Here is an 18,681-nt window from a genome sequence, read left to right as displayed (position 1 = left end):
CGCGGGCGCCGAAATGTTGAATCGCATCAAAGGACTGGCGGCCGGATTCATAGAGGATACCGACCAGATTGATCACATGGTCAGCCCCTTCCACGGCCCGGTCGACAGAGGCGCGGTTGCGCAGGTTCGCCTGCACCGCCTGCACCTGGCCGACATTGCCGAGCGGCTGCAGATGTATCGCTGTATTGGGATTGCGGCACGCAACGCGCACCCGGTGGCCGCGCTTGGTGAGGGCCTGCACCAGATGGCGGCCGACAAAGCCGTTGCCGCCAAAAATGGTGATGAGCTTAGGTTTCTGGCTGATGGTGGCCATTTGCCTCGGTCTCCGATTTCTCAAGGGCTACATAATCGGTTTCGCGCCAAAGGCAAAGGGTGCTCGGGCGTTGTTTTCCTCCCCAGGCGGAAATCGCCGCAAAACTTGGAAAAAAGCCCTGAAACGCCTATATCTTGGGGGATAGGCGCCGGATGATTCGCGGCGTGGATTTCCCATGCCCTAAAGGGGGTTCCCCCAGGGCTCCTGAGTGAAAGAATTTGATGAGCGACACGCCCGAAACTCTCCCAGGCGAACCGGCTGAATACGGCGCAGAATCCATCAAGGTTTTGAAGGGATTGGACGCTGTCCGCAAGCGCCCCGGCATGTATATCGGCGATACGGATGATGGGTCCGGCCTGCATCACATGGTCTACGAGGTGGTCGACAACGCGATCGATGAGGCGCTGGCCGGCCACGCGACGCTTGTGACGGTGACGCTCAACCCCGATGGCTCCTGCACCGTGACCGACAATGGCCGCGGCATCCCGACCGACATGCACGCCGAAGAGGGCGTGTCTGCGGCCGAGGTCATTATGACGCAGCTTCATGCCGGCGGTAAGTTCGACCAGAACTCCTACAAGGTTTCCGGCGGCCTGCATGGCGTTGGTGTGTCGGTGGTGAACGCGCTGTCGATCTGGCTCAAACTCAAGATCCGCCGCAAGGGCAAGATCCATGAGATGAGCTTTACCCATGGTGTGGCGGATGAGCCCCTTGCCGTGACGGGCGAGGCCGGTGACGAGACGGGGACGGAAGTGAGCTTCCTGCCTTCGCCCGACACCTTCACCATGACGGAATTCAACTACGACACGCTCGAGCATCGCCTGCGCGAGCTCGCTTTCCTGAATTCGGGCGTGCGCATTCTTCTGACCGACAAGCGCCATGCCGACGAGAGAAAGCAGGAATTCCTGTTCGATGGCGGCATTGTCGAGTTCGTGAAATATCTCGACCGCGCCAAGAAACCGCTGATCGACGCGCCGATCTCCATCGGCGGCGAAAAGGACGGCATTACCGTGGAAGTGGCCATGTGGTGGAACGATTCCTACCACGAGAATGTGCTGGCCTTCACGAACAACATCCCGCAGCGCGATGGCGGCACGCACATGGCCGGTTTCCGCGGCGCGCTGACACGTCAGGTGACGGGGTATGCCGAGAGCTCGGGCCTGACCAAGAAGGAAAAGGTTTCGCTCACCGGTGACGATTGCCGTGAAGGCCTGACGGCGGTTCTCTCGGTGAAGGTGCCGGACCCGAAATTCTCCTCCCAGACCAAGGACAAGCTGGTTTCCTCCGAGGTGCGCCCGGTGGTGGAGAGCCTCGTCAACGAGGCGCTCGGCACCTGGTTCGAGGAGCATCCAGCAGAAGCCAAGACGCTGATCGGCAAGGTGGTGGAAGCCGCCGCTGCGCGCGAGGCTGCCCGCAAGGCGCGCGAGCTGACGCGGCGCAAGGGCGTGCTCGACATCACGTCCCTGCCGGGCAAGCTCGCCGACTGCCAGGAACGCGATCCAGCGAAGTCCGAACTCTTCATCGTCGAGGGTGATTCCGCTGGCGGTTCCGCTAAATCCGGTCGTTCGCGCAAGAACCAGGCGATCCTGCCGCTGCGCGGCAAGATCCTGAACGTGGAGCGTGCGCGCTTCGACCGCATGCTGTCCTCCGACATGATCGGCACCCTGATCACGGCACTCGGTACGGGCATCGGCAAGGACGAATTCAACGCCGAGAAGCTGCGCTACCACAAGATCATCATCATGACGGACGCCGACGTCGACGGCGCCCACATTCGCACGCTGCTTCTCACCTTCTTCTTCCGGCAGATGCCGGAACTGATAGAGCGCGGGCATCTCTATATCGCCCAGCCGCCGCTCTACAAGGTGACGCGCGGCAAGTCGGTCCAGTACATCAAGGATGAGGCGGCGTTCGAGGAATTCCTGATCGATTCCGGCCTTGAAGAAGCGACGCTGGAGCTTTCCAACGGTGAAGTTCGCGGCGGACAGGATCTGAAACAGGTGATCGACGATGCGCGCGGCGTGCGTTCGCTGATCAACGGCCTGCACACCCGCTACGACCGTTCGGTGGTGGAGCAGGCGGCGATTGCCGGCGCGCTCAACGCGGCGGTGCTGGCTGATCCGGGCCGGGCAGCCGAAGCTGTGAAGCACGTGGCGGAGCGGCTCGACATGATCGCCGAGGACACGGAGCGCGGCTGGGAAGGGCGCGTGAACCCCTCGAACGAGGGCGCGGGCGGCTATCTTTTTGAGCGCACGGTGCGTGGCGTGCGCGAGGTGGTGGTGCTCGACTCGGCACTGGTCGCTTCTGCCGATGCCCGCGCGATCGACCGCTACACCGCCCGCCTTCAGGAGATTTACACCAAATCGCCCGTACTGCGCCGCAAGGACAAGTCCGAAGTCATTTCCGGGCCGATGGCGCTGCTCGACCAGGTCTTCGCGACCGGCCGCAAGGGCCTTACCATGCAGCGCTACAAAGGCCTTGGCGAGATGAATGCCGAACAGCTCTGGGAGACGACGCTCGACCCGGATGCCCGCTCGCTGCTTCAGGTGAAGGTGACGGACGCAACGGACGCGGATTCGCTCTTCTCGCGCCTTATGGGCGACGAGGTGGAGCCACGCCGCGAATTCATTCAGGACAATGCGCTGTCGGTGGCAAACCTCGACATCTGACTGTTTTCCATAGAGAAAATTATCGAGCGGCGCCGGGAAACCGGCGCCGTCTTTCGTTTCCGGCAGGGGAATTCCAATGCCTTGTCGGGTTGCGTGCCCGATCCGCGTCCTTGAGGTGAAGCCGGAATTGTCCGGCCCGGAACGGGAGAGAAGACATGCGAAAAGTCATCGTGAGTGCGATGGTCAGCCTCGATGGTGTCATGCAGGCGCCAGGCGGACCCGAGGAAGATCCGACGGGCGGCTTCCCTTTTGGAGGGTGGGTCGAACCGCTCGCCGACGAAGGGCTGGGTGAGGCCATCGGCGAGATGTTCTCGCAGCCCTTCGACCTGCTGCTCGGGCGCAAGACCTACGACATCTTTGCCGCCTACTGGCCCTATCAGGACGAAGGCGATCCGATCGGGAGTATTTTCGACCGCGTCACAAAATATGTCGCCACCCGCAATCCCGACCTGAAGCTCGACTGGCAGAACAGCCGGAGTCTCGGCGCGGATGCGGTGGCTGCGGTAAAGGCGCTCAAGAGCGAGGATGGTCCGGTTTTGCTCACACAGGGGTCCACGGATTTCCTCCAGACCCTGTTTGCGCACGACCTCGTCGACGAGCTGACCATCACCACATTTCCGGTGGTGCTGGGCAAGGGAAAGCGGCTGTTCAGGACCGGCACAGAAGTGGCTCCAGGCACGTTTCGGCTAACGGGCTCCAGAACCACCGAGGCCGGCACGCAGGTCAACCGATACACCCGCGCGGGCGAGGTGAAGACCGGAACCTTCGCGGGAAAACCCCCATCAGATGCCGAAATCGAACGGCGTCGGACGCTGGTCTGAGCGAAGGGGCACACACAAGGGGTTGCGGAACCGGCGACACCCGGGTGCGCCGGCTTTCCCGTCGTTACGCCTTTATTGACTAACCGGCAAAACTATTTTAGCTGGTTAGATTGAAGGAGCGTGCGATGCATGATGCCCGAACTGTCGCATGGCCGGTTCCGTTCTTCTTCGGTGGTCGGACCTGCCTGGACTTCGTCAACACGGTCAACAGCCGCTCGCGGCCGGTAACGAAGGATTACCTGTCCGATTATGCTGCTCTGCTGGGCTGGTCCGGGCAGGTAGACTTCTTTGACGCGCCGTCGCTCGAGCGTCTGCGTACGCTGGCGGAGGCGGACGGGCGCGGGGCAGAGGCAGCCCATGTCAGGGCGATCCGGTTCCGTGAAACGCTCTTCGCTCTTTTCCGGAGCGTGATCGAGGGCTGCGATCCGCCGGAGGGCGGGCTGGCAGAGCTGAGCCGGCTTTCAGGCAAGGCCCGGCAGCAACAGCGGCTTGCACGGGAGCCGGCCGGCTTTGTCTGGAACTGGGACGAGAGCCGCCTCGATCTCGATGCGCCGCTCCATGCCGTCGTGCTTTGTGCCGAAGCGATGCTCACCGGCGACGATCTTGGGCGGCTGAAGGCATGTCCGGGACCTGACGGCTGCGGGTGGCTCTTCTTTGACGAAACAAAGAATGCATCGCGCCGCTGGTGCAGCATGGATCATTGTGGCGGCACGGCAAAAGCGCGCCGGCATGCTGCCCGTACAAGGGAGAAACGGGCGTGAAATCCCTCTCTTTGCGAAGCATAATCCTTGCCGCGCTGGCGCTCTGCGCCGTGCTTTTCACCATCGGCTGGTTCACCCGCAACGACCCCTCGCAGGAGCCTTATATCAAGATCCTCGGTGGTGGCTTCATGTTCAACTATCGCGAGGCGGAGGTCTTCTACGGTTTTACCGCCCAGGTGGTGCGGCCGCTGGCCAGCGGCTCGATCATCGAAGCGACATTCGACGATCCGTCCGGCGGCGCGCCGCTCGTGGTATCGGAGCGGGTGAGCACGATGACCGACCGCTACGCGCTGCGCACGCCACCCGTTCGCGGGGTCGAGGCCAGGAAGCCCTATCATGTCTCAATCCGCGTCTACGACCGGCAGAAGACTTCCCTGCTCTGGCAGACCGAGATGGATTTCACGAGCCAGATCAGCGACCGGGTGGTGCCGGACAAACCGCTCACCATCGGTCCGGGTTATCATCTCAATCCAGATTGAGAGCCCAGCGTCGACCTGAATTTTTTCATGAACCTTTCTCCAGACCGTGGCGACTGACGGATGCCGGGGCGCGATTGCCCCATCCTGAAACCCGTACTGGAGATGACAATGCCCTACTCTTTCAAGACAAACCGGATCGCCATGGCCGCAGCCTCGCTCGTGATGCTTTCGGCGACGGCCATACCGACCGCCGGCGTGGCCGGCCAGTTCGCGCTCGCCCCGCAGATGGCGGGCCCCTCGATGAACTGCTCGGTGCCCAACCATGTGGTCTGCACCATCAGCAGCACGAAGGGCCTGAAGTTGGTGAAGATCACCGCCAACACGCCGCAGGGAAGCGTGAACCTCGTCAACAAGACGTATCGCAGCTGTCCGAAGTCGGTGAAGGTCTCGTGGGACTCAGCCTATCAGATGGCCGGCAAACAGATCGTCGAATGTAGTGGCGGCGGTTTCAAGCTGAAAGCGCGCTGAACCGCCGATCCTTGACCAACACCCGCCAGAGCGCACGCGCTGCACCAGTAGCCAGAGTCAGCACTACCGCTGAGCTGGACAAGAGACGATGTCGCCGGGCCCGGGTGGCGGGGCAGCCCGTATCAGCGGCATCGAGGGTGGGTTTGTCTGCCGTGGCAGCAAGCCCACCCGATTCGCATTCCATGCGTGTCAGTCGCTCATCTTCAGGGCCTGGATGAAGGCTTCCTGCGGAATTTCGACCTTGCCGAACTGGCGCATGCGCTTCTTGCCCTCTTTCTGCTTCTCGAGCAGCTTGCGCTTGCGGGTCACGTCGCCGCCGTAACACTTCGCCGTCACATCCTTGCGCATGGCCGAAATGGTTTCGCGGGCAATCACCTTGCCGCCTATGGCCGCCTGGATCGGGATCTTGAACATGTGGCGGGGGATCAGCTCCTTAAGCTTCTCGCACATGACGCGCCCGCGCTTCTCAGCGGCCTGCCGGTGCACCAGCATGGAGAGCGCATCCACCGGCTCCTCATTGACGAGGATCGACATCTTGACGAGATCGCCTTCGCGGTAGCCGGTGAGCTGATAGTCGAAGCTGGCATAGCCCTTGGTGATGGACTTCAACCGGTCATAGAAATCGAACACCACCTCGTTGAGCGGCAGCTCATAGGTGACCATGGCGCGCTTGCCGACATAGGAAAGATCCGTCTGGACGCCGCGGCGCTCCTGACAGAGCTTGAGGATCGGACCGAGATAATCGTCCGGCGTGAGGATCGTGGCCTTGATCCAGGGTTCCTCGATGGAGGCGATCTTCACCACGTCCGGCATGTCGGCCGGATTGTGCAGCTCGACCTGATCGCCCGAGGTCAGGTTCATGCGGTAGACCACCGAGGGCGCGGTGGCGATGAGGTCAAGATTGAACTCGCGCTCCAGCCGCTCCTGGATGATCTCCAGATGCAGAAGGCCGAGGAAGCCGCAGCGGAAGCCGAAGCCGAGGGCCGCCGAGGTCTCCATCTCGAATGAAAACGAGGCATCGTTGAGACGCAATTTGCCCATCGCGGCGCGCAGATCCTCAAAGTCCGCTGCATCGACCGGGAAGAGGCCGCAGAAGACGACCGGCTGCGCCGGCTTGAAGCCCGGCAGGGGCTTGGCCGTCTGGCGCTTGTCTTCGGTGATTGTGTCGCCGACGCGGGTGTCGGCCACTTCCTTGATGGAGGCGGTAATGAAGCCGATCTCACCGGGACCGAGCTCTTCAACCATGACCATCTTCGGGGTCATGACGCCGACCCGGTCAACCGGGTACTTGGCGTCCGTGCCCATCATGCGGATGGTCTGACCCTTCCTGAGCTTGCCGTCGATGATGCGGACCAGCACGATCACGCCCAGATAGGCATCGTACCAGCTGTCGACGAGGAGTGCCTTGAGCGGCGCTTCCCGGTCGCCGTCCTTTGGCGCCGGCAGGCGTGTGACGATGGCTTCGAGCACCTCGTCGATGCCCACGCCGGTCTTGGCCGATATCGGGATTGCATCGGAAGCGTCGAGGCCGATCACCTCCTCGATCTGCTCCTTGACGCGGTCTGTGTCGGCAGCCGGCAGGTCCACCTTGTTCAAGACGGTCACGATTTCATGATCGTTGTCGATTGCCTGGTAGACATTGGCGAGCGTCTGGGCTTCTACACCCTGACTGGCATCGACCACCAGAAGCGAGCCCTCGCAGGCCGAGAGCGAGCGAGAAACCTCATAGGCAAAGTCTACGTGGCCGGGCGTGTCGATCAGGTTCAGCACATAGTGCTCGCCGTTGCGCGCGTCGTACTCCAGCCGCACGGTCTGCGCCTTGATGGTGATGCCGCGCTCGCGCTCGATGTCCATCGAGTCGAGGATCTGATCCTTCATCTCGCGGTCTTCCAGCGAGCCGGTCATCTGGATCAGCCGGTCGGCGAGCGTCGACTTGCCATGGTCGATATGCGCGACGATGGAAAAGTTGCGAATATGGGAAAGTGGCGTGTTCGTCATGCCGCTGGCCTTAGCAGGCGGCCCGTTCTTCGACAAGCAGATTGCTGCAGGGAAGGAGCCGCGCGCCGTGTCAGGAGGAAAAAACAGCAACATTGCGGATGCGATCGGCCGACCATATATCCCGCACATGTGCGATCCTGACCAAAACAAGCTGGGTTTCCTGATCCATGACGTTGCGCGCCTCATGCGCAAGCGCTTCCTGGAACAGGACAATGAATTCGGACTTTCATCTGCCCAGTGGCGGCTGCTTTTCCGGCTGTTGAAGGAAGATGGCGTTCCGCAGGTACGGCTGGCCGAGCTTCTGGAAGTGGAACCGATCAGCGTTTCACGGATGGTCGACCGGCTGGCCGAGAATGGCTGGGTCGAACGCCGCCTTGCCAGAACGGATCGGCGCGTGCGCATGATCTATGCGACCAGAAAAGCAAGAGACGCCTGTGGCGGCATCCAGGAAATCAGCGCTTCCGTCTATGAAGAGGCGCTTTCTGGCCTGGCTGACGATGAGCGCCGGGTTCTTTTCGGGGCGTTGGGCAAGATGGCGCAGAATCTCTATGGACCTGAAGCCGCAGACAGGGCGTGACTACGCCCTGTCTTGGCGGGTTTCAATCGGCGACCAGCTTGCGGTAGAGGTGCCATGTGGCGTGGCCGAGAATTGGCATGACCACAGCAAGACCGGCAAAGAGCGGCAGTGACCCGATGAGGAGCGCACCGGCTACCAGCACGCCCCAGAGCGCGATGGGTAGCGGATTGATGCTGGCGGCGCGCACCGACGTGACAATTGCGGCAACGGCGCCGCAGTCGCGGTCAAGCAGCATGGGGAAGGCGATGGCCGTGGTAATCAGCACCACGAGGGCAAAAATGAAGCCAATCGCATTGCCGAGCGCGAGCAGCATGAAGCCGGCGTCGGTGGTGAACAGGCTCTCAAGGAACAGCGAGATCGATGCCGGCGGTTCTGGACCGAGCAGGCGCACATAAAGCCCCTGAGCAACCAGCAGCCACGTCACGAAGATGGCGAACAGCATTGCCCCAACGGCGATAATGGATGGTATCGCAGGTGACTTGCGCACTGCCAGCGCGTGCCGCCAGCTGGTATCGAGCCCGGCTTCGCGTCTTCGACTGATTTCGTAAAGGCCGATGGCTGCAAATGGCCCGAGCAGCGCAAAGCCGGAGGCCAGGGGGAAAAGCAGCGGAAGCGCGTTTGCATCCGAAGCCCAGTAGATCAACACCACCCCGACAAGCGGGTAGATGAGGCACAGGAACGCGTAGTGCGAAGGTTTCTGCCAGAAATCATCGAGCCCGCGCCCCAGCGCATCGATGACATCCGACGTGCTGATCTTGCGAACAGCCGGCAAGGACAGGGTCTTGTCGGTTCCGGCCATGACATGAAAATCCGCCATTTCAGACCTCCCGGATATGCCAGGACGCAGACCGCACCCCGACGGCAAACCAAGCCCGGAGTATAGGGCCTGAGCGGCATCGCGGCGAGACAGGCGTCGGTCACATCTTCTGGAGCAGGTGGTGAGCGGCGTCAGGATCGCAGGGGGAAGAATGCCCGTTTGGCGAACGGTGCGGTAGCGCCGTGCAGGATGACGGACAGAAGGATCGTGAAGACGGCGATGTTGGTGATTGCCTCCGCCACGTCGAAACCGGACTGGTCGACCACGAGAATGAGGTAGAGCACGGAGCAAGGCCGCGCGGGCCGAACCAGCCGACGAAAAGCCGTGCCCGTGTGCCTGTTCCGGTTCCCAGCATGGCGATGAAAACGGGAACGATGCGAATGACGGTGAGGCTGAGCACTGCATAGAAAAGCGCCGGCAGGGCGGGCGCTTCCAGCGCCTGCGGCAGCATGGCCGCGCCGAACAGGAGAAAGGTGAGATTGGTGAGGATCGATCCCTCGGTCATGGCAAAATTGCTCGCCTTCTCCACCGTTTCGGCAGGCAGCCGCCAGCCAAAGGCCAGCCCCGCTGCAAAGGCGGCAAGAAATCCGTTGCCGCCCGCCAGTTCTGCGCCGAGATAGGCGAGCCCGGCAAGCCCGACCATGATGGGCGTGCGCCCGGCTGGGTTGGAAAAGGCGCGTGTAAAAGCAAAGTCTGCGGCGACGGCGCCGAGATAGCCAGCGGCGAGCCCGACGAGCGGTCCGAAAACCACCTGTTTCAGAAAGAAGGCCGCGTGCCCGGCCATGCCTTCACCGCCACCGGTGTCGGCGGCGAGTGCCAGTGCAATGAGGAGCAGGGGCAGGCACAGCCCGTCATTGAGCCCGCTTTCCACGTCCAGGGCCTCGCGCTCGACTTCGGGCAGCCCGTCATTGCCGAAAACCGGCTGCGCCAGTGCCGCGTCGGTCGGGGTCAGGACGATGGCGAGCACAAGCGCGCCGAAGAGGCCGAGCGCGGGAAAGAGAAACATCCCCGCGGCAGTGCCGGCAAGGATGGTGAGCGGAATGCCGATGAAGAGGAGCCGTGCGGAAAGGAGGGCGGTCGCGCGCTTGGCCATCACGCTTGAAACTCGGATGTTGGCAGCGTCGCGGTAGAGGATGATCGCCAGCGTCGCCGTTGCGAGGAACTCGACGACCGAATTGTCGAGCGGTGAGGTCAGCGTTGCATCCGTGAGATGAAACCCATAGCCCAGCGCGGTGAAGAGCATGGGGCCGGAGAGAACCGAGGCTTCAAGCTTTCGAGAGACCAGTGAGTAGGCGGTGAAAGCGATGAAAAGAAGGACCAGCGCCACGTGAACGTCCATCAGCGTGATCCCCTGTCTTCCACAGCCGCATCGCCGCTTTTCGGTTTGCCCCAGTTCAGCGTCTTGTAGTCAAAGCCGAAGGTGAGGGTTGGCTTGACGATGGCGAAATAGGGCGAGAGATCGAAATCGCGCGGGGTGAAAAGGCTGTGGTGGCGGATGTGGAGGATTTCCTGCCGCGAATAGGTGGATTCGGCCGAGGCGTGCCCCTTGGCCTTGGTGATTTCGGGCAGGATCGGGTAGCCGACTTTCTGAAACGCCTGGGCGATGAGCGAGGAGCAGATGGCGCGCGTCGGATCGCCCGAGCCGATGGCGATCATGCGCCGGCGCCAGCGTACGGGAACGGGCGGTGTCGGCAGGAAATAGCGCAGCAGGTCGAAGATGTTGCGCATGTCATATCGCAGGCCGAGTTTTTCGATCATGAAGCCGACGATCAGGTTCCGATCGTCCGGTGTAAGGCCGTTCGCCCGGCAGATGCGCGTGTTGTAGGTCTTGTACTTGGAAAGCGGCACGGCAATGCAGCCATCGCCTAGGATGACCTCGACGAGACGGGGGCGTTCGGAGCCGTCTTCGGGCTCCGGCAGCGCATCGCCCACATAGAGCGCGGCATGGCTCCAGGTGGACTGGGTCAGATATTTGATCGCTGCCGAAATGCGCTGATTGCCTTCAATCAGCAGAATATCGCCGGGCTGCAGGGTGCGATGCAGCGTTTCGGGGTCGGACGGCGTGTAGGGTTGATACCCTGAGGATTCGCTTTGGAGCCGCCGCGCCAGAAAGCGGCCGAACCGGTCGAGCAGGGTGCTGGGTTGTTCGCTCATTCGCTCCCGTCCGCGATTCTTCGATCAATGGCAGGTGGAACTTAGAGGTTTTATCGCGTCGGGCAAACGGCCTGATGCGGCTAGAGGTAAACAGAGATCGGCTTGACTTAATTCAAACGTTTGATTAAATCAGAGATATGGTGCATGACAATGGCAATACGCAGAATGCCGAAACGCGGCTTTCATCGGCGGATCACACGCGGCTTTCGCTCATCCGGGCGGGGCTTAAGCTTTTCGGCGAAAAAGGCTTCGACGGCACGACAACGCGCGAGATCGCGCGCGCGGCTGGCGCGAACATTGGGTCGATCTCCTATCATTTCGGCGGCAAGGAAGGCCTGCGCGCGGCTTGTGCCGATTACATCGTCGAACTGATCGGCAGGATTGCCGGCAGTGCCCTCGACCTCAAGCCGGATCACGGCGCAACTCTGACGCCTTCCGAGGCCCGCGCCGTCTTGATGCAGGTGCTCGATACGATGACCGGCTTCATCGCCGCGCGGCCCGAAGCCGGGCTGATCGTCAAATTCGTGCTGCGGGAACTCTCCCACCCCACGGTCGCACTCGATCGCATTTATGAAGGCATATTCGCCCCGGTTCACAAGCGCCTTTGCGCGGTCTGGGAGGCAGCGACCGGGGAACCGGCGGAGAGCGACGAGACGCGGCTGACCGTATTCACGCTGATCGGTCAGCTCGTCTATTTCCGCATCGCCAGCGAAGCGGTGCAGCGGCGCATGGGCTGGAGTGAAATCGGCGCACGCGAAGCAGCGGCCATCACGGCCATAGCCGGGGGCAACCTCGACGCCATACTCGCCGCGCGGACGCGTGGAAAGGAAACATCATGAGCATGCTCTGCGCCATACCGGTTCTCGCCGGGCTGATTTCCGGTTGCGGTTCAGCCGAGCCGCTGGCCGTGGGCTATGTGGAAGGCGATTATGTGCTGCTTGCACCCACGGAAGTGGGGCAGTTGAGTGCCGTTCCGGTGCGGCGCGGTGCCTTTGTGGAGAAGGGCGCCACGGTTGCCGTGATGGATGATACGGATGCGCGCATTGCCGTGCGGCAGGCCGAGGCGGGGTTGGCGGAAGCGGAAGCGCAGCTTGCCGATCTAAAGGAGCCGAAGCGACCCGAAGAAATCGCCGTTCTGGAGGCTGCCCTTGCATCGGCAAAGGCCGAGGCGGCGGAAGCCGGCCGCGTGCTCGCGCGGACGGAAGGCCTCTCCCGCCGGGGCATCGCTACGGAGGCCGAACTCGACAAGGCGCGCACGGCAAAGGAGTTGGCGGACACGCGGGTCGGCCAGGCCGAGGCCAATCTGGCTGTTGCACGATTGCCAGCCCGCGCCGAAGCAATCAGGCTGCCGCCAGGCGCCGCGACCAGATGGAAGCCGCGCTGGAACAGGCGCGCTGGCGCCTTTCCGAACGTGCCATCACCGCGCCCTCCGCCGGTCGCATCGACGATGTGATCCGCAATGCGGGCGATGTGGCCGGGCCTTCGGCTCCGGTCGTCTCGCTGCTGCCCGACGGCGGGGTGAAGCTCAAGGTCTATGTGCCAGAAGCAGCATTCTCCGGCCTTGAACCCGATGCGCTTCTGGCCGTGAACTGCGACGGTTGTGCGCCGGGGCTGACGGCACGCATCTCCTACATTTCGCCGGATCCGGAATTCACCCCGCCGGTGATCTATTCGCTCGAGACGCGCCAGAAGCTTGTCTATCTGGTCGAGGCGCGGCCGGAGGGTGACGCGCGCAGCCTGCAGCCGGGGCAGATCGTGGATGTGCGCCTGAAAGCCGACGCGCCATGAACGCGATTGATGTCCACGGTCTGGTAAAGCGTTTCGGCGACAAGACGGTCGTCAACGATGTGACGATGCAGGTGGCCAGGGGGGAGATAGTCGGCTTTCTCGGCCCGAACGGGTCTGGCAAGACGACGACGATCCGCATCATGTGCGGGCTTTTGACGCCGGATGAGGGCGATGGCACGGTTCTGGGCTTCAACCTGCGAACCGAGGGGCTGAAGATCAAGCGCGAAGTCGGCTACATGACCCAGCGCTTCTCCTTTTATGAAGACCTGACCATAGCGGAGAACCTGGCCTTTGTCGCCCGGCTCTACGATCTGAAGCCGGTGGGTGCGCATGTGGACCGCACACTTGAGGAACTCGGCCTTGCCTCGCGCCGCAACCAGCTCGCCGGCACGCTTTCGGGCGGCTGGAAGCAGCGGCTGGCGCTGGCGGCCTGCATCATGCATCAGCCGAAACTTCTCCTGCTCGATGAGCCGACGGCGGGTGTCGATCCCAAGGCGCGGCGCGATTTCTGGGACGAGATTCACCGCCTTGCCGCCGACGGGCTGACGGTTCTCGTCTCCACCCACTACATGGATGAAGCCGAGCGCTGCCACCGCATCTCCTACATCTCCTACGGCACCATGCTGGCCACGGGGTCCGTGGCCGATGTGGTGCGCGACGCCGGGCTTGTCACCTATCTCGTTGACGGGCCGAAGCTGGAGAAGCTGGCCGCCGAGTTGCGGGAGCGGCCTGGCGTGGAGCAGGTGGCACCCTTCGGCGCAAGCCTTCATGTGGTGGGATCGGACGAAGAAGCGCTCAAGGCGGCGCTGCAGGATCTCGACGGGCGCGAGGGTGTGCGCGTATCACGCGGCGAAACGAGCCTCGAGGATGTCTTCATCCAGTTCATGGCCAATTCCACGGACAACATGCAATGAACGGCTTCTTTTCATTTAGTCGGCTCATTGCCCTGCTGATCAAGGAGTTCATCCAGATGCGGCGCGACCGCATCACATTCGGCATGATGCTGGGCGTGCCGCTGATGCAGCTCGTCCTGTTCGGCTATGCGATCAACTCCGACCCGAAGGCTCTGCCGGCGGCACTCGTCTCGCTCAGCCAGGATCACTACAGCCGGGCGATGGTCTCGGCGCTCGAAAACACCGATTACTACCGCTTCGATCATGTGGTGGAGAGCGCGGCGGAGGCCGAGAAGCTCATGGCGAGTGGCAAGGTGGTCTTTGTGGTCACCATCCCGTCGGATTTCGCCCGCCGTGTCGACCGGGGGCAGCGGCCGCAGATTCTGATCGAGGCCGACGCGACCGATCCGTCCGTCGCATCAGGAGCGATCTCCACGCTCGGAACGGTTGCTTCTGAGGCGCTCTTGCGCGAGCGCGGCGTGCCGGCTTCGGAGGCAAAGCCGGCTGACCGGCTCGAAGTGATCGTCCACCGCCGCTACAATCCCGAGGGCATCTCGCAATACAACATCGTGCCGGGGCTGCTTGGCGTCATCCTGCAGATGACCATGGTGATGATGACATCCATCGCGCTCACCCGCGAACGCGAACGCGGCACGATGGAAAACCTGCTCGCCATGCCGGCGAGCCCGCTTGAGATCATGCTCGGAAAAGTGCTGCCCTATCTGGTGGTCGGTGCGGTGCAGGTGGCGGTCATTCTCGGCGCGGCGAAACTGCTGTTCGGCGTTCCCTTCATCGGCAGCCTGTGGCTGCTTCTGACGGCGGTGTTGATCTTCGTTCTGGCACTCGTTCTGCTCGGTTACACGATCTCAACCGTCGCCCGCACGCAGATGCAGGCCCTGCAGCTCACCTTCTTCTTCTTCCTGCCGTCGATCCTGCTCTCCGGCTTCATGTTTCCGTTTCGCGGCATGCCCGACTGGGCGCAATGGCTGGGAGAGATCTTTCCGCTCACCCATTTCCTGCGCGTCATCCGCGCCGTCATGTTGAAGGGGGCGGACCTGCCGACAGTCGCCTTCGAGACGGGAATCCTCGTCCTGTTCATCATCGTCTATGCCGGGTTCGCGCTGATGCGGTTCCGCCGGACGCTGGATTGAGAGCGCCGGCGGAATTCATATTTTAGAACTATTCTAATCTATTGACGACGATGGAGCTGATCTCTATCTTAGAATTATTCTAAACAATGGATTGCCTCTGTCATGTTTTCACGCTTCTTCGGCTCCCACCGCCGCCCTTTCTCCTCACTCGATGAACAGGAGATTCTCGCTCTTGCCATCTCTTCGGAAGAGGACGACGCCCGCATCTATCGCGCCTATGCGGAAGGGCTGCGCGACGAATACCCGCATTCGGCGGCCGTGTTCGATGAAATGGCAGAGGAAGAGGACGGACACCGTGCGGCGCTGATCGAGGCGCACAGGGAGCGCTTCGGCGAGCGCATTCCCCTGATCCGCCGCGAGCATGTGCGCGGCTATTACGACCGCAAGCCCGACTGGCTGGTGCGCCCGCTTGGGCTGGACAATGTGCGTGCGCAGGCCGAGCAGATGGAAGAGCAGGCACATCGCTTCTACGTGGAAGCGGCCAAACGAACCGGGGACGCCGGCATTCGCAAACTGCTTGGCGATCTGGCCATCGCCGAAAAGACGCATGAATCTCTGGCGCACCGGCTTTCCGAGAAGCATCTGGGCGAAGACGAACGCGCCGAGGAAGAGCAGACCGAGCGCAAGCAGTTCATACTCACCTATGTGCAGCCTGGCCTTGCCGGCCTGATGGACGGCTCGGTCTCGACGCTTGCGCCCATCTTCGCTGCAGCATTTGCCACGGGCGACACATGGCAGACCTTCCTCGTCGGTCTCGCCGCGTCCATCGGCGCCGGCATCTCCATGGGTTTCACGGAAGTGGCCTCCGACGATGGTGTGATCTCGGGGCGCGGCTCGCCGATCAAGCGCGGTCTTGCCACGGGCATCATGACGACCGTGGGCGGCCTTGGCCACGCGCTCCCCTATCTGATCCCACATTTCTGGACGGCGACCATCATCGCTTTCATCATCGTTTTCATCGAGCTGTGGGCGATCGCCTGGATCCAGAACCGCTACATGGAGACCCCGTGGAGCCGCGCCACCTTCCAGGTGGTGCTTGGCGGCGCTCTTGTGTTTGCCACGGGCATGCTCATCGGCAATGCCTGACGCCGCTCATGCGTCGTGCAGCGCGCGGCTGTCTTCCGGGGCTTCCGCGCGCTCGGTCATGCCATAATCGCGCAGGACATGGGCGATGCGCAGACGATAGCCGGCAAATATTCCGCCGCGACCCGCGCGCTGGGCCTGCCTGTGCTCCTCCGTGTTGCGCCAGGCCTTGACCGCCTCCTCGTCGCGCCAGAAAGACAGTGAGAGGATGCGGCTTTCGTCGTTGAGGCTCTGGAAGCGTTCGATGGAAATGAAGCCGTCGATCCCGTCGAGCAGCGGGCGCAGGTCGGCGGCGATGCCGAGATAGGCATCGCGCCTGCCCTCTGCAGGTTGAACTTCGAAGATAACTGCGATCATGGCCGCACCCATTCGGCATGAGGCGCAGAAGCGCGTTTCAGGAACAAGCGATCCTCCTTGAGAATAAAGCGCTCGCGTTTTGCGAACTCGTAATTCGCGCGACCCTCGGGGCTCGCCGCAAGCCGTGTCCGATAAGCCTCATAGGCAGCGAGACTGTCGACATCATAGACGCCATAGGCGGTCGTCGCCGACCCCTCATATGGCGCGAAATAGCCGATGAGATCGACACCGGCGCGTGGGATCGCCTGCCCCCAGTTGCGGGAATACTCCGCAAAGGCATCCCGTTTGAATGGGTCGATCTCGTAACGGATGAAGCATGTGATGGTCACGGGTATGATCCCTTTCTGCTGGCATGCTTCGATGAGCATGGAAGCGTTTTCCTGTTTTCTGTGTCAGACGTCCCAGAGGGGCTTTGCGCATTCGCGTTCCACGTCACGGCGGGTGAGGCCGACATCGCGGAGTTGCTCGTCGGTGAGATCGGCGAGGTCGCGCCGCTGGCGGTATCGCTCCGAAGCAAGCGCGAGCCGGTAGAACCACGACAGGATCCACGTTCGGCGGTTTTTGGCCTGTTCCACGGGGGGAATGATCGATCTCTCATATGCCCGCATCGCTTCTCTCCCTGTTCGATGGTCCGAGAATAGCGCTTGTCGAACATTCATACTTTGGTTAGCATCGAACTATGAAAGCAGGAACGGACCTCGCCCAGATCGCAAGCCTCGTCGGCGACCCGGCGCGCGCCAATATGCTGGCGGCGTTGATGGGAGGCACGGCGCTCACGGCCAGTGAACTGGCGATGGAAGCGGGCGTCACTTTGCCCACAGCCAGTGCGCATCTTGCCAGGCTGTCAGATGGCGGGTTGCTGCGCATGACGCGGCAGGGCCGCCACCGCTATTACGCACTGGCGGATCATCAGGTGGCCGCCATGCTTGAATCCATCATGGGCGTGGCGGCGGCGCTGGGGCCGCGAAAGGTGTTGCCCGGCCCGCGCGATACGGCCATGCGCGAAGCCAGAATCTGCTACGACCATCTGGCGGGCGAGGCAGGCGTCGCCATGTTCGATGCCTTTGCCGGGCGCGGGTTGATCGCCATCGATGGAGACGACGTGAACCTCACGGACAAAGGGGCCGGATTCTTCAGCGGTTTCGGTCTCGACATTGAGGCGATGCGCGGGAAGCGCCGCCCGGTATGCCGCTCCTGCCTTGACTGGAGCGTGCGGCGCTCGCATCTGGCGGGCAGTCTGGGCGCTGGCATGCTCGACCGGTTCATTGCGCTGAAATGGGCACGGCGGGAAAAGAACAGTCGTGTCATCCGCTTTACGCCGCCCGGGCGCGCCGCGTTCGAGAAGATGCTGCGGGCAGACGAAGGCCGGACCGGCGCGTGAGCCAGTCTGAAGCGGCGGCGTGGCCATTTCTTTCCGCGCTGCTTTGCGCCATGGTCGCGCTTCACCGATGATTCCAACAAAGCTCTGCCGGGGACAATGATGAACACCGAACTGCTGCGCAGGCTCTGCGAAACGCCGGGTGCGCCGGGCCACGAAACGCGCGTCCGCGCCCTCATCGAAAAAGAGATCGATGGACTGTTCGACGAAGTGCGGACCGACCCGATGGGGTCGCTCCTGTGCGTGCGCAAGCCGCGGAGGAAGGTCAAGGGCGACCCGCTCAAAATCATGCTTCTGTGCCACATGGACGAGATTGCCTTTCTCGTCACCCATGTGACGGAGAAGGGTTTCCTCCATCTCGACCCGGTGGGCGGCTTCGACCCGCGCAACCTGTTCTCCCGCCGCGTGCTCGTCTGCACCGAGAGCGGCGATTACAAGGGCGTGATGAACCCCGCCGGCAAGCCCATTCACATTCAGAGTGCGGAAGAGCGCAAGAAGGTGCCCGAACCCGGCGAGTTCATCGTCGATATGGGGCTTGGAGAGAAAGCGCGCGATCTGGTGCAGGTTGGCGACTTCGTGGTCATGGACGAGCCGTTCCTGGAAATGGGAGAAAAATTCGTCTCCAAGGCGCTCGACAATCGCGTCGCCTGCTGGCTCGGTATTGAGGCGATCCGTGCGCTGGAGGAAGCCGGCACGAAGCATGATTGCGAGATCCATGTTGCGTTCACCGCTCAGGAAGAGGTGGGGCTGCGCGGTGCGCGCACGGCCGCCTATGCGGTGAAGCCCGATATCGGCCTCGGCATCGACACGACGCTTGCCTGCGACACGCCGGGCATCGGCGAGCACGAGGCGGTGACGAAGCAGGGAGAAGGCTTCGGTCTTCATGTGAAGGACTCTTCCTTCATCGCTGATCAGGCGCTGGTGCGCGAGGTCGAGCAGCTCGCCAAAAAGAAGGCGATCCCCTACCAGCGCAC

General features: G+C 62.4%; 20 protein-coding genes and 1 pseudogene. 13 read left to right on the top strand and 8 right to left on the bottom strand.

The annotated features are described in order from the left end of the window. On the bottom strand, positions 1–313 hold a 313-nt coding region (locus tag JCM21793_RS18115; protein WP_025031265.1), incomplete at its 3' end, for an NmrA family NAD(P)-binding protein. A 221-nt stretch (positions 314–534) separates the two neighbouring features. Here JCM21793_RS18115 and gyrB point away from each other — a divergent pair. The 5 genes from gyrB (at position 535) to JCM21793_RS18090 (ending at position 5,511) form a co-directional block, all read left to right on the top strand. Beyond that, positions 535–2,982: a DNA topoisomerase (ATP-hydrolyzing) subunit B gene (gene gyrB / locus JCM21793_RS18110; RefSeq protein WP_025031264.1), complete on the top strand. Its 2,448-nt coding sequence runs from the start codon at positions 535–537 to the stop codon at positions 2,980–2,982. 155 nt (positions 2,983–3,137) lie between these two features. Further along, positions 3,138–3,803 carry a dihydrofolate reductase family protein gene (locus tag JCM21793_RS18105; RefSeq protein ID WP_025031263.1) on the top strand — a complete coding sequence of 222 codons (666 nt, stop codon included), beginning with the start codon at positions 3,138–3,140 and terminating at the stop codon, positions 3,801–3,803. 125 nt (positions 3,804–3,928) lie between these two features. Further along, entirely contained in the window at positions 3,929–4,564 is a 636-nt protein-coding gene (locus JCM21793_RS18100; RefSeq protein ID WP_025031262.1) for a CGNR zinc finger domain-containing protein, read from the top strand. Then, a complete protein-coding gene (locus JCM21793_RS18095) occupies positions 4,561–5,043 on the top strand; it encodes a hypothetical protein (protein ID WP_025031261.1) in 483 nt (160 codons plus the stop codon). The genes JCM21793_RS18100 and JCM21793_RS18095 overlap by 4 nt, the downstream gene beginning before the upstream one ends. 60 nt (positions 5,044–5,103) lie before the next feature. Then, on the top strand, positions 5,104–5,511 hold the full coding sequence (locus tag JCM21793_RS18090; RefSeq protein ID WP_025031260.1) for a hypothetical protein: 408 nt from the start codon (positions 5,104–5,106) through the stop codon (positions 5,509–5,511). A gap of 189 nt (positions 5,512–5,700) precedes the next feature. Here JCM21793_RS18090 and lepA read toward each other — a convergent pair whose 3' ends face one another. Continuing rightward, positions 5,701–7,509 (bottom strand): translation elongation factor 4, encoded by a 1,809-nt coding sequence (lepA, locus tag JCM21793_RS18085; RefSeq protein WP_025031259.1) that lies wholly within the window; start codon positions 7,507–7,509, stop codon positions 5,701–5,703. Between lepA and JCM21793_RS18080 the strand changes: the two genes are divergently transcribed. Then, on the top strand, positions 7,508–8,086 hold the full coding sequence (locus tag JCM21793_RS18080; RefSeq protein WP_306306773.1) for a MarR family winged helix-turn-helix transcriptional regulator: 579 nt from the start codon (positions 7,508–7,510) through the stop codon (positions 8,084–8,086). The two genes, lepA and JCM21793_RS18080, sit on opposite strands and share 2 nt — an antisense overlap. 22 nt (positions 8,087–8,108) lie before the next feature. Here JCM21793_RS18080 and JCM21793_RS18075 read toward each other — a convergent pair whose 3' ends face one another. From JCM21793_RS18075 to JCM21793_RS18065, 3 genes are all read right to left on the bottom strand, one after another. Then, the gene (locus tag JCM21793_RS18075) at positions 8,109–8,903 is read right to left on the bottom strand and encodes a DUF2189 domain-containing protein (protein WP_025031257.1); all 795 of its coding nucleotides are present in this window, start codon (positions 8,901–8,903) and stop codon (positions 8,109–8,111) included. A gap of 100 nt (positions 8,904–9,003) precedes the next feature. Beyond that, positions 9,004–10,242: a cation:proton antiporter domain-containing protein gene (locus tag JCM21793_RS26860; RefSeq protein ID WP_244439849.1), complete on the bottom strand. Its 1,239-nt coding sequence runs from the start codon at positions 10,240–10,242 to the stop codon at positions 9,004–9,006. Further along, positions 10,242–11,057, bottom strand: coding sequence for a YiiX/YebB-like N1pC/P60 family cysteine hydrolase (locus JCM21793_RS18065; RefSeq protein ID WP_025031256.1), 816 nt, complete (start codon positions 11,055–11,057; stop codon positions 10,242–10,244). The genes JCM21793_RS26860 and JCM21793_RS18065 overlap by 1 nt, the downstream gene beginning before the upstream one ends. Before the next feature lie 137 nt (positions 11,058–11,194). On the opposite strand from JCM21793_RS18065, the gene JCM21793_RS18060 reads away from it, so the two are divergent. The 5 genes and pseudogenes from JCM21793_RS18060 (at position 11,195) to mbfA (ending at position 15,975) form a co-directional block, all read left to right on the top strand. Further along, positions 11,195–11,896 carry a CerR family C-terminal domain-containing protein gene (locus JCM21793_RS18060; RefSeq protein WP_025031255.1) on the top strand — a complete coding sequence of 234 codons (702 nt, stop codon included), beginning with the start codon at positions 11,195–11,197 and terminating at the stop codon, positions 11,894–11,896. Then, positions 11,893–12,845: pseudogene (locus JCM21793_RS28395) on the top strand (HlyD family secretion protein). Before JCM21793_RS18060 ends, JCM21793_RS28395 begins: the two are co-directional and overlap by 4 nt. Then, entirely contained in the window at positions 12,842–13,759 is a 918-nt protein-coding gene (locus tag JCM21793_RS18050; protein WP_025031254.1) for an ABC transporter ATP-binding protein, read from the top strand. The pseudogene JCM21793_RS28395 and the gene JCM21793_RS18050 overlap by 4 nt, the downstream one beginning before the upstream one ends. Then, on the top strand, positions 13,756–14,889 hold the full coding sequence (locus tag JCM21793_RS18045) for an ABC transporter permease (RefSeq protein ID WP_007007985.1): 1,134 nt from the start codon (positions 13,756–13,758) through the stop codon (positions 14,887–14,889). Before JCM21793_RS18050 ends, JCM21793_RS18045 begins: the two co-directional genes overlap by 4 nt. A gap of 102 nt (positions 14,890–14,991) precedes the next feature. Continuing rightward, positions 14,992–15,975 carry an iron exporter MbfA gene (gene mbfA / locus JCM21793_RS18040; protein WP_007007984.1) on the top strand — a complete coding sequence of 328 codons (984 nt, stop codon included), beginning with the start codon at positions 14,992–14,994 and terminating at the stop codon, positions 15,973–15,975. Positions 15,976–15,981: 6 nt separating this feature from the next. On the opposite strand, the gene JCM21793_RS18035 is transcribed toward mbfA, so the two are convergent. The 3 genes from JCM21793_RS18035 to JCM21793_RS18025 are packed head-to-tail and all read right to left on the bottom strand — an operon-like array spanning position 15,982 to position 16,937. After that, positions 15,982–16,329 (bottom strand): antibiotic biosynthesis monooxygenase family protein, encoded by a 348-nt coding sequence (locus tag JCM21793_RS18035; protein WP_025031253.1) that lies wholly within the window; start codon positions 16,327–16,329, stop codon positions 15,982–15,984. Next, entirely contained in the window at positions 16,326–16,697 is a 372-nt protein-coding gene (locus JCM21793_RS18030) for an NIPSNAP family protein (protein ID WP_051556233.1), read from the bottom strand. Before JCM21793_RS18030 ends, JCM21793_RS18035 begins: the two co-directional genes overlap by 4 nt. A 24-nt stretch (positions 16,698–16,721) precedes the next feature. Then, the gene (locus JCM21793_RS18025) at positions 16,722–16,937 is read right to left on the bottom strand and encodes a DUF1127 domain-containing protein (RefSeq protein ID WP_025031251.1); all 216 of its coding nucleotides are present in this window, start codon (positions 16,935–16,937) and stop codon (positions 16,722–16,724) included. Between the two features lie 71 nt (positions 16,938–17,008). Between JCM21793_RS18025 and JCM21793_RS18020 the strand changes: the two genes are divergently transcribed. Both JCM21793_RS18020 and JCM21793_RS18015 read left to right on the top strand, forming a co-directional pair. Further along, on the top strand, positions 17,009–17,710 hold the full coding sequence (locus tag JCM21793_RS18020) for an ArsR/SmtB family transcription factor (protein ID WP_025031250.1): 702 nt from the start codon (positions 17,009–17,011) through the stop codon (positions 17,708–17,710). Between the two features lie 99 nt (positions 17,711–17,809). Further along, positions 17,810–18,681: M42 family metallopeptidase (locus JCM21793_RS18015; RefSeq protein ID WP_025031249.1), on the top strand; the 872-nt coding region annotated here is incomplete at its 3' end.

This window comes from Nitratireductor aquibiodomus NL21 = JCM 21793, from assembly GCF_000615975.1.
Lineage (GTDB): Bacteria > Pseudomonadota > Alphaproteobacteria > Rhizobiales > Rhizobiaceae > Nitratireductor > Nitratireductor aquibiodomus.
Note: the sequence above shows the minus strand (reverse complement) of the source record. Positions and strands in the feature narration are given on the sequence as shown.

Bases quoted from the DNA above. Each gene is read 5' to 3' on its own strand.
- JCM21793_RS18045 (WP_007007985.1), top strand. From the start codon at position 13,756: ATGAACGGCTTCTTTTCATTTAGTCGGCTCATTGCCCTGCTGATCAAG.
- JCM21793_RS18090 (WP_025031260.1), top strand. From the start codon at position 5,104: ATGCCGGGGCGCGATTGCCCCATCCTGAAACCCGTACTGGAGATGACA.
- JCM21793_RS18030 (WP_051556233.1), bottom strand. From the start codon at position 16,697: ATGCTCATCGAAGCATGCCAGCAGAAAGGGATCATACCCGTGACCATC.
- JCM21793_RS18100 (WP_025031262.1), top strand. From the start codon at position 3,929: ATGCATGATGCCCGAACTGTCGCATGGCCGGTTCCGTTCTTCTTCGGT.
- JCM21793_RS18050 (WP_025031254.1), top strand. From the start codon at position 12,842: ATGAACGCGATTGATGTCCACGGTCTGGTAAAGCGTTTCGGCGACAAG.
- JCM21793_RS18105 (WP_025031263.1), top strand. From the start codon at position 3,138: ATGCGAAAAGTCATCGTGAGTGCGATGGTCAGCCTCGATGGTGTCATG.
- gyrB (WP_025031264.1), top strand. From the start codon at position 535: ATGAGCGACACGCCCGAAACTCTCCCAGGCGAACCGGCTGAATACGGC.
- JCM21793_RS26860 (WP_244439849.1), bottom strand. From the start codon at position 10,242: ATGGACGTTCACGTGGCGCTGGTCCTTCTTTTCATCGCTTTCACCGCC.
- JCM21793_RS18035 (WP_025031253.1), bottom strand. From the start codon at position 16,329: ATGATCGCAGTTATCTTCGAAGTTCAACCTGCAGAGGGCAGGCGCGAT.
- JCM21793_RS18020 (WP_025031250.1), top strand. From the start codon at position 17,009: ATGAAAGCAGGAACGGACCTCGCCCAGATCGCAAGCCTCGTCGGCGAC.
- JCM21793_RS18065 (WP_025031256.1), bottom strand. From the start codon at position 11,057: ATGAGCGAACAACCCAGCACCCTGCTCGACCGGTTCGGCCGCTTTCTG.
- JCM21793_RS18075 (WP_025031257.1), bottom strand. From the start codon at position 8,903: ATGGCGGATTTTCATGTCATGGCCGGAACCGACAAGACCCTGTCCTTG.
- mbfA (WP_007007984.1), top strand. From the start codon at position 14,992: ATGTTTTCACGCTTCTTCGGCTCCCACCGCCGCCCTTTCTCCTCACTC.
- JCM21793_RS18080 (WP_306306773.1), top strand. From the start codon at position 7,508: ATGCCGCTGGCCTTAGCAGGCGGCCCGTTCTTCGACAAGCAGATTGCT.
- JCM21793_RS18025 (WP_025031251.1), bottom strand. From the start codon at position 16,937: ATGCGGGCATATGAGAGATCGATCATTCCCCCCGTGGAACAGGCCAAA.
- lepA (WP_025031259.1), bottom strand. From the start codon at position 7,509: ATGACGAACACGCCACTTTCCCATATTCGCAACTTTTCCATCGTCGCG.
- JCM21793_RS18060 (WP_025031255.1), top strand. From the start codon at position 11,195: ATGGTGCATGACAATGGCAATACGCAGAATGCCGAAACGCGGCTTTCA.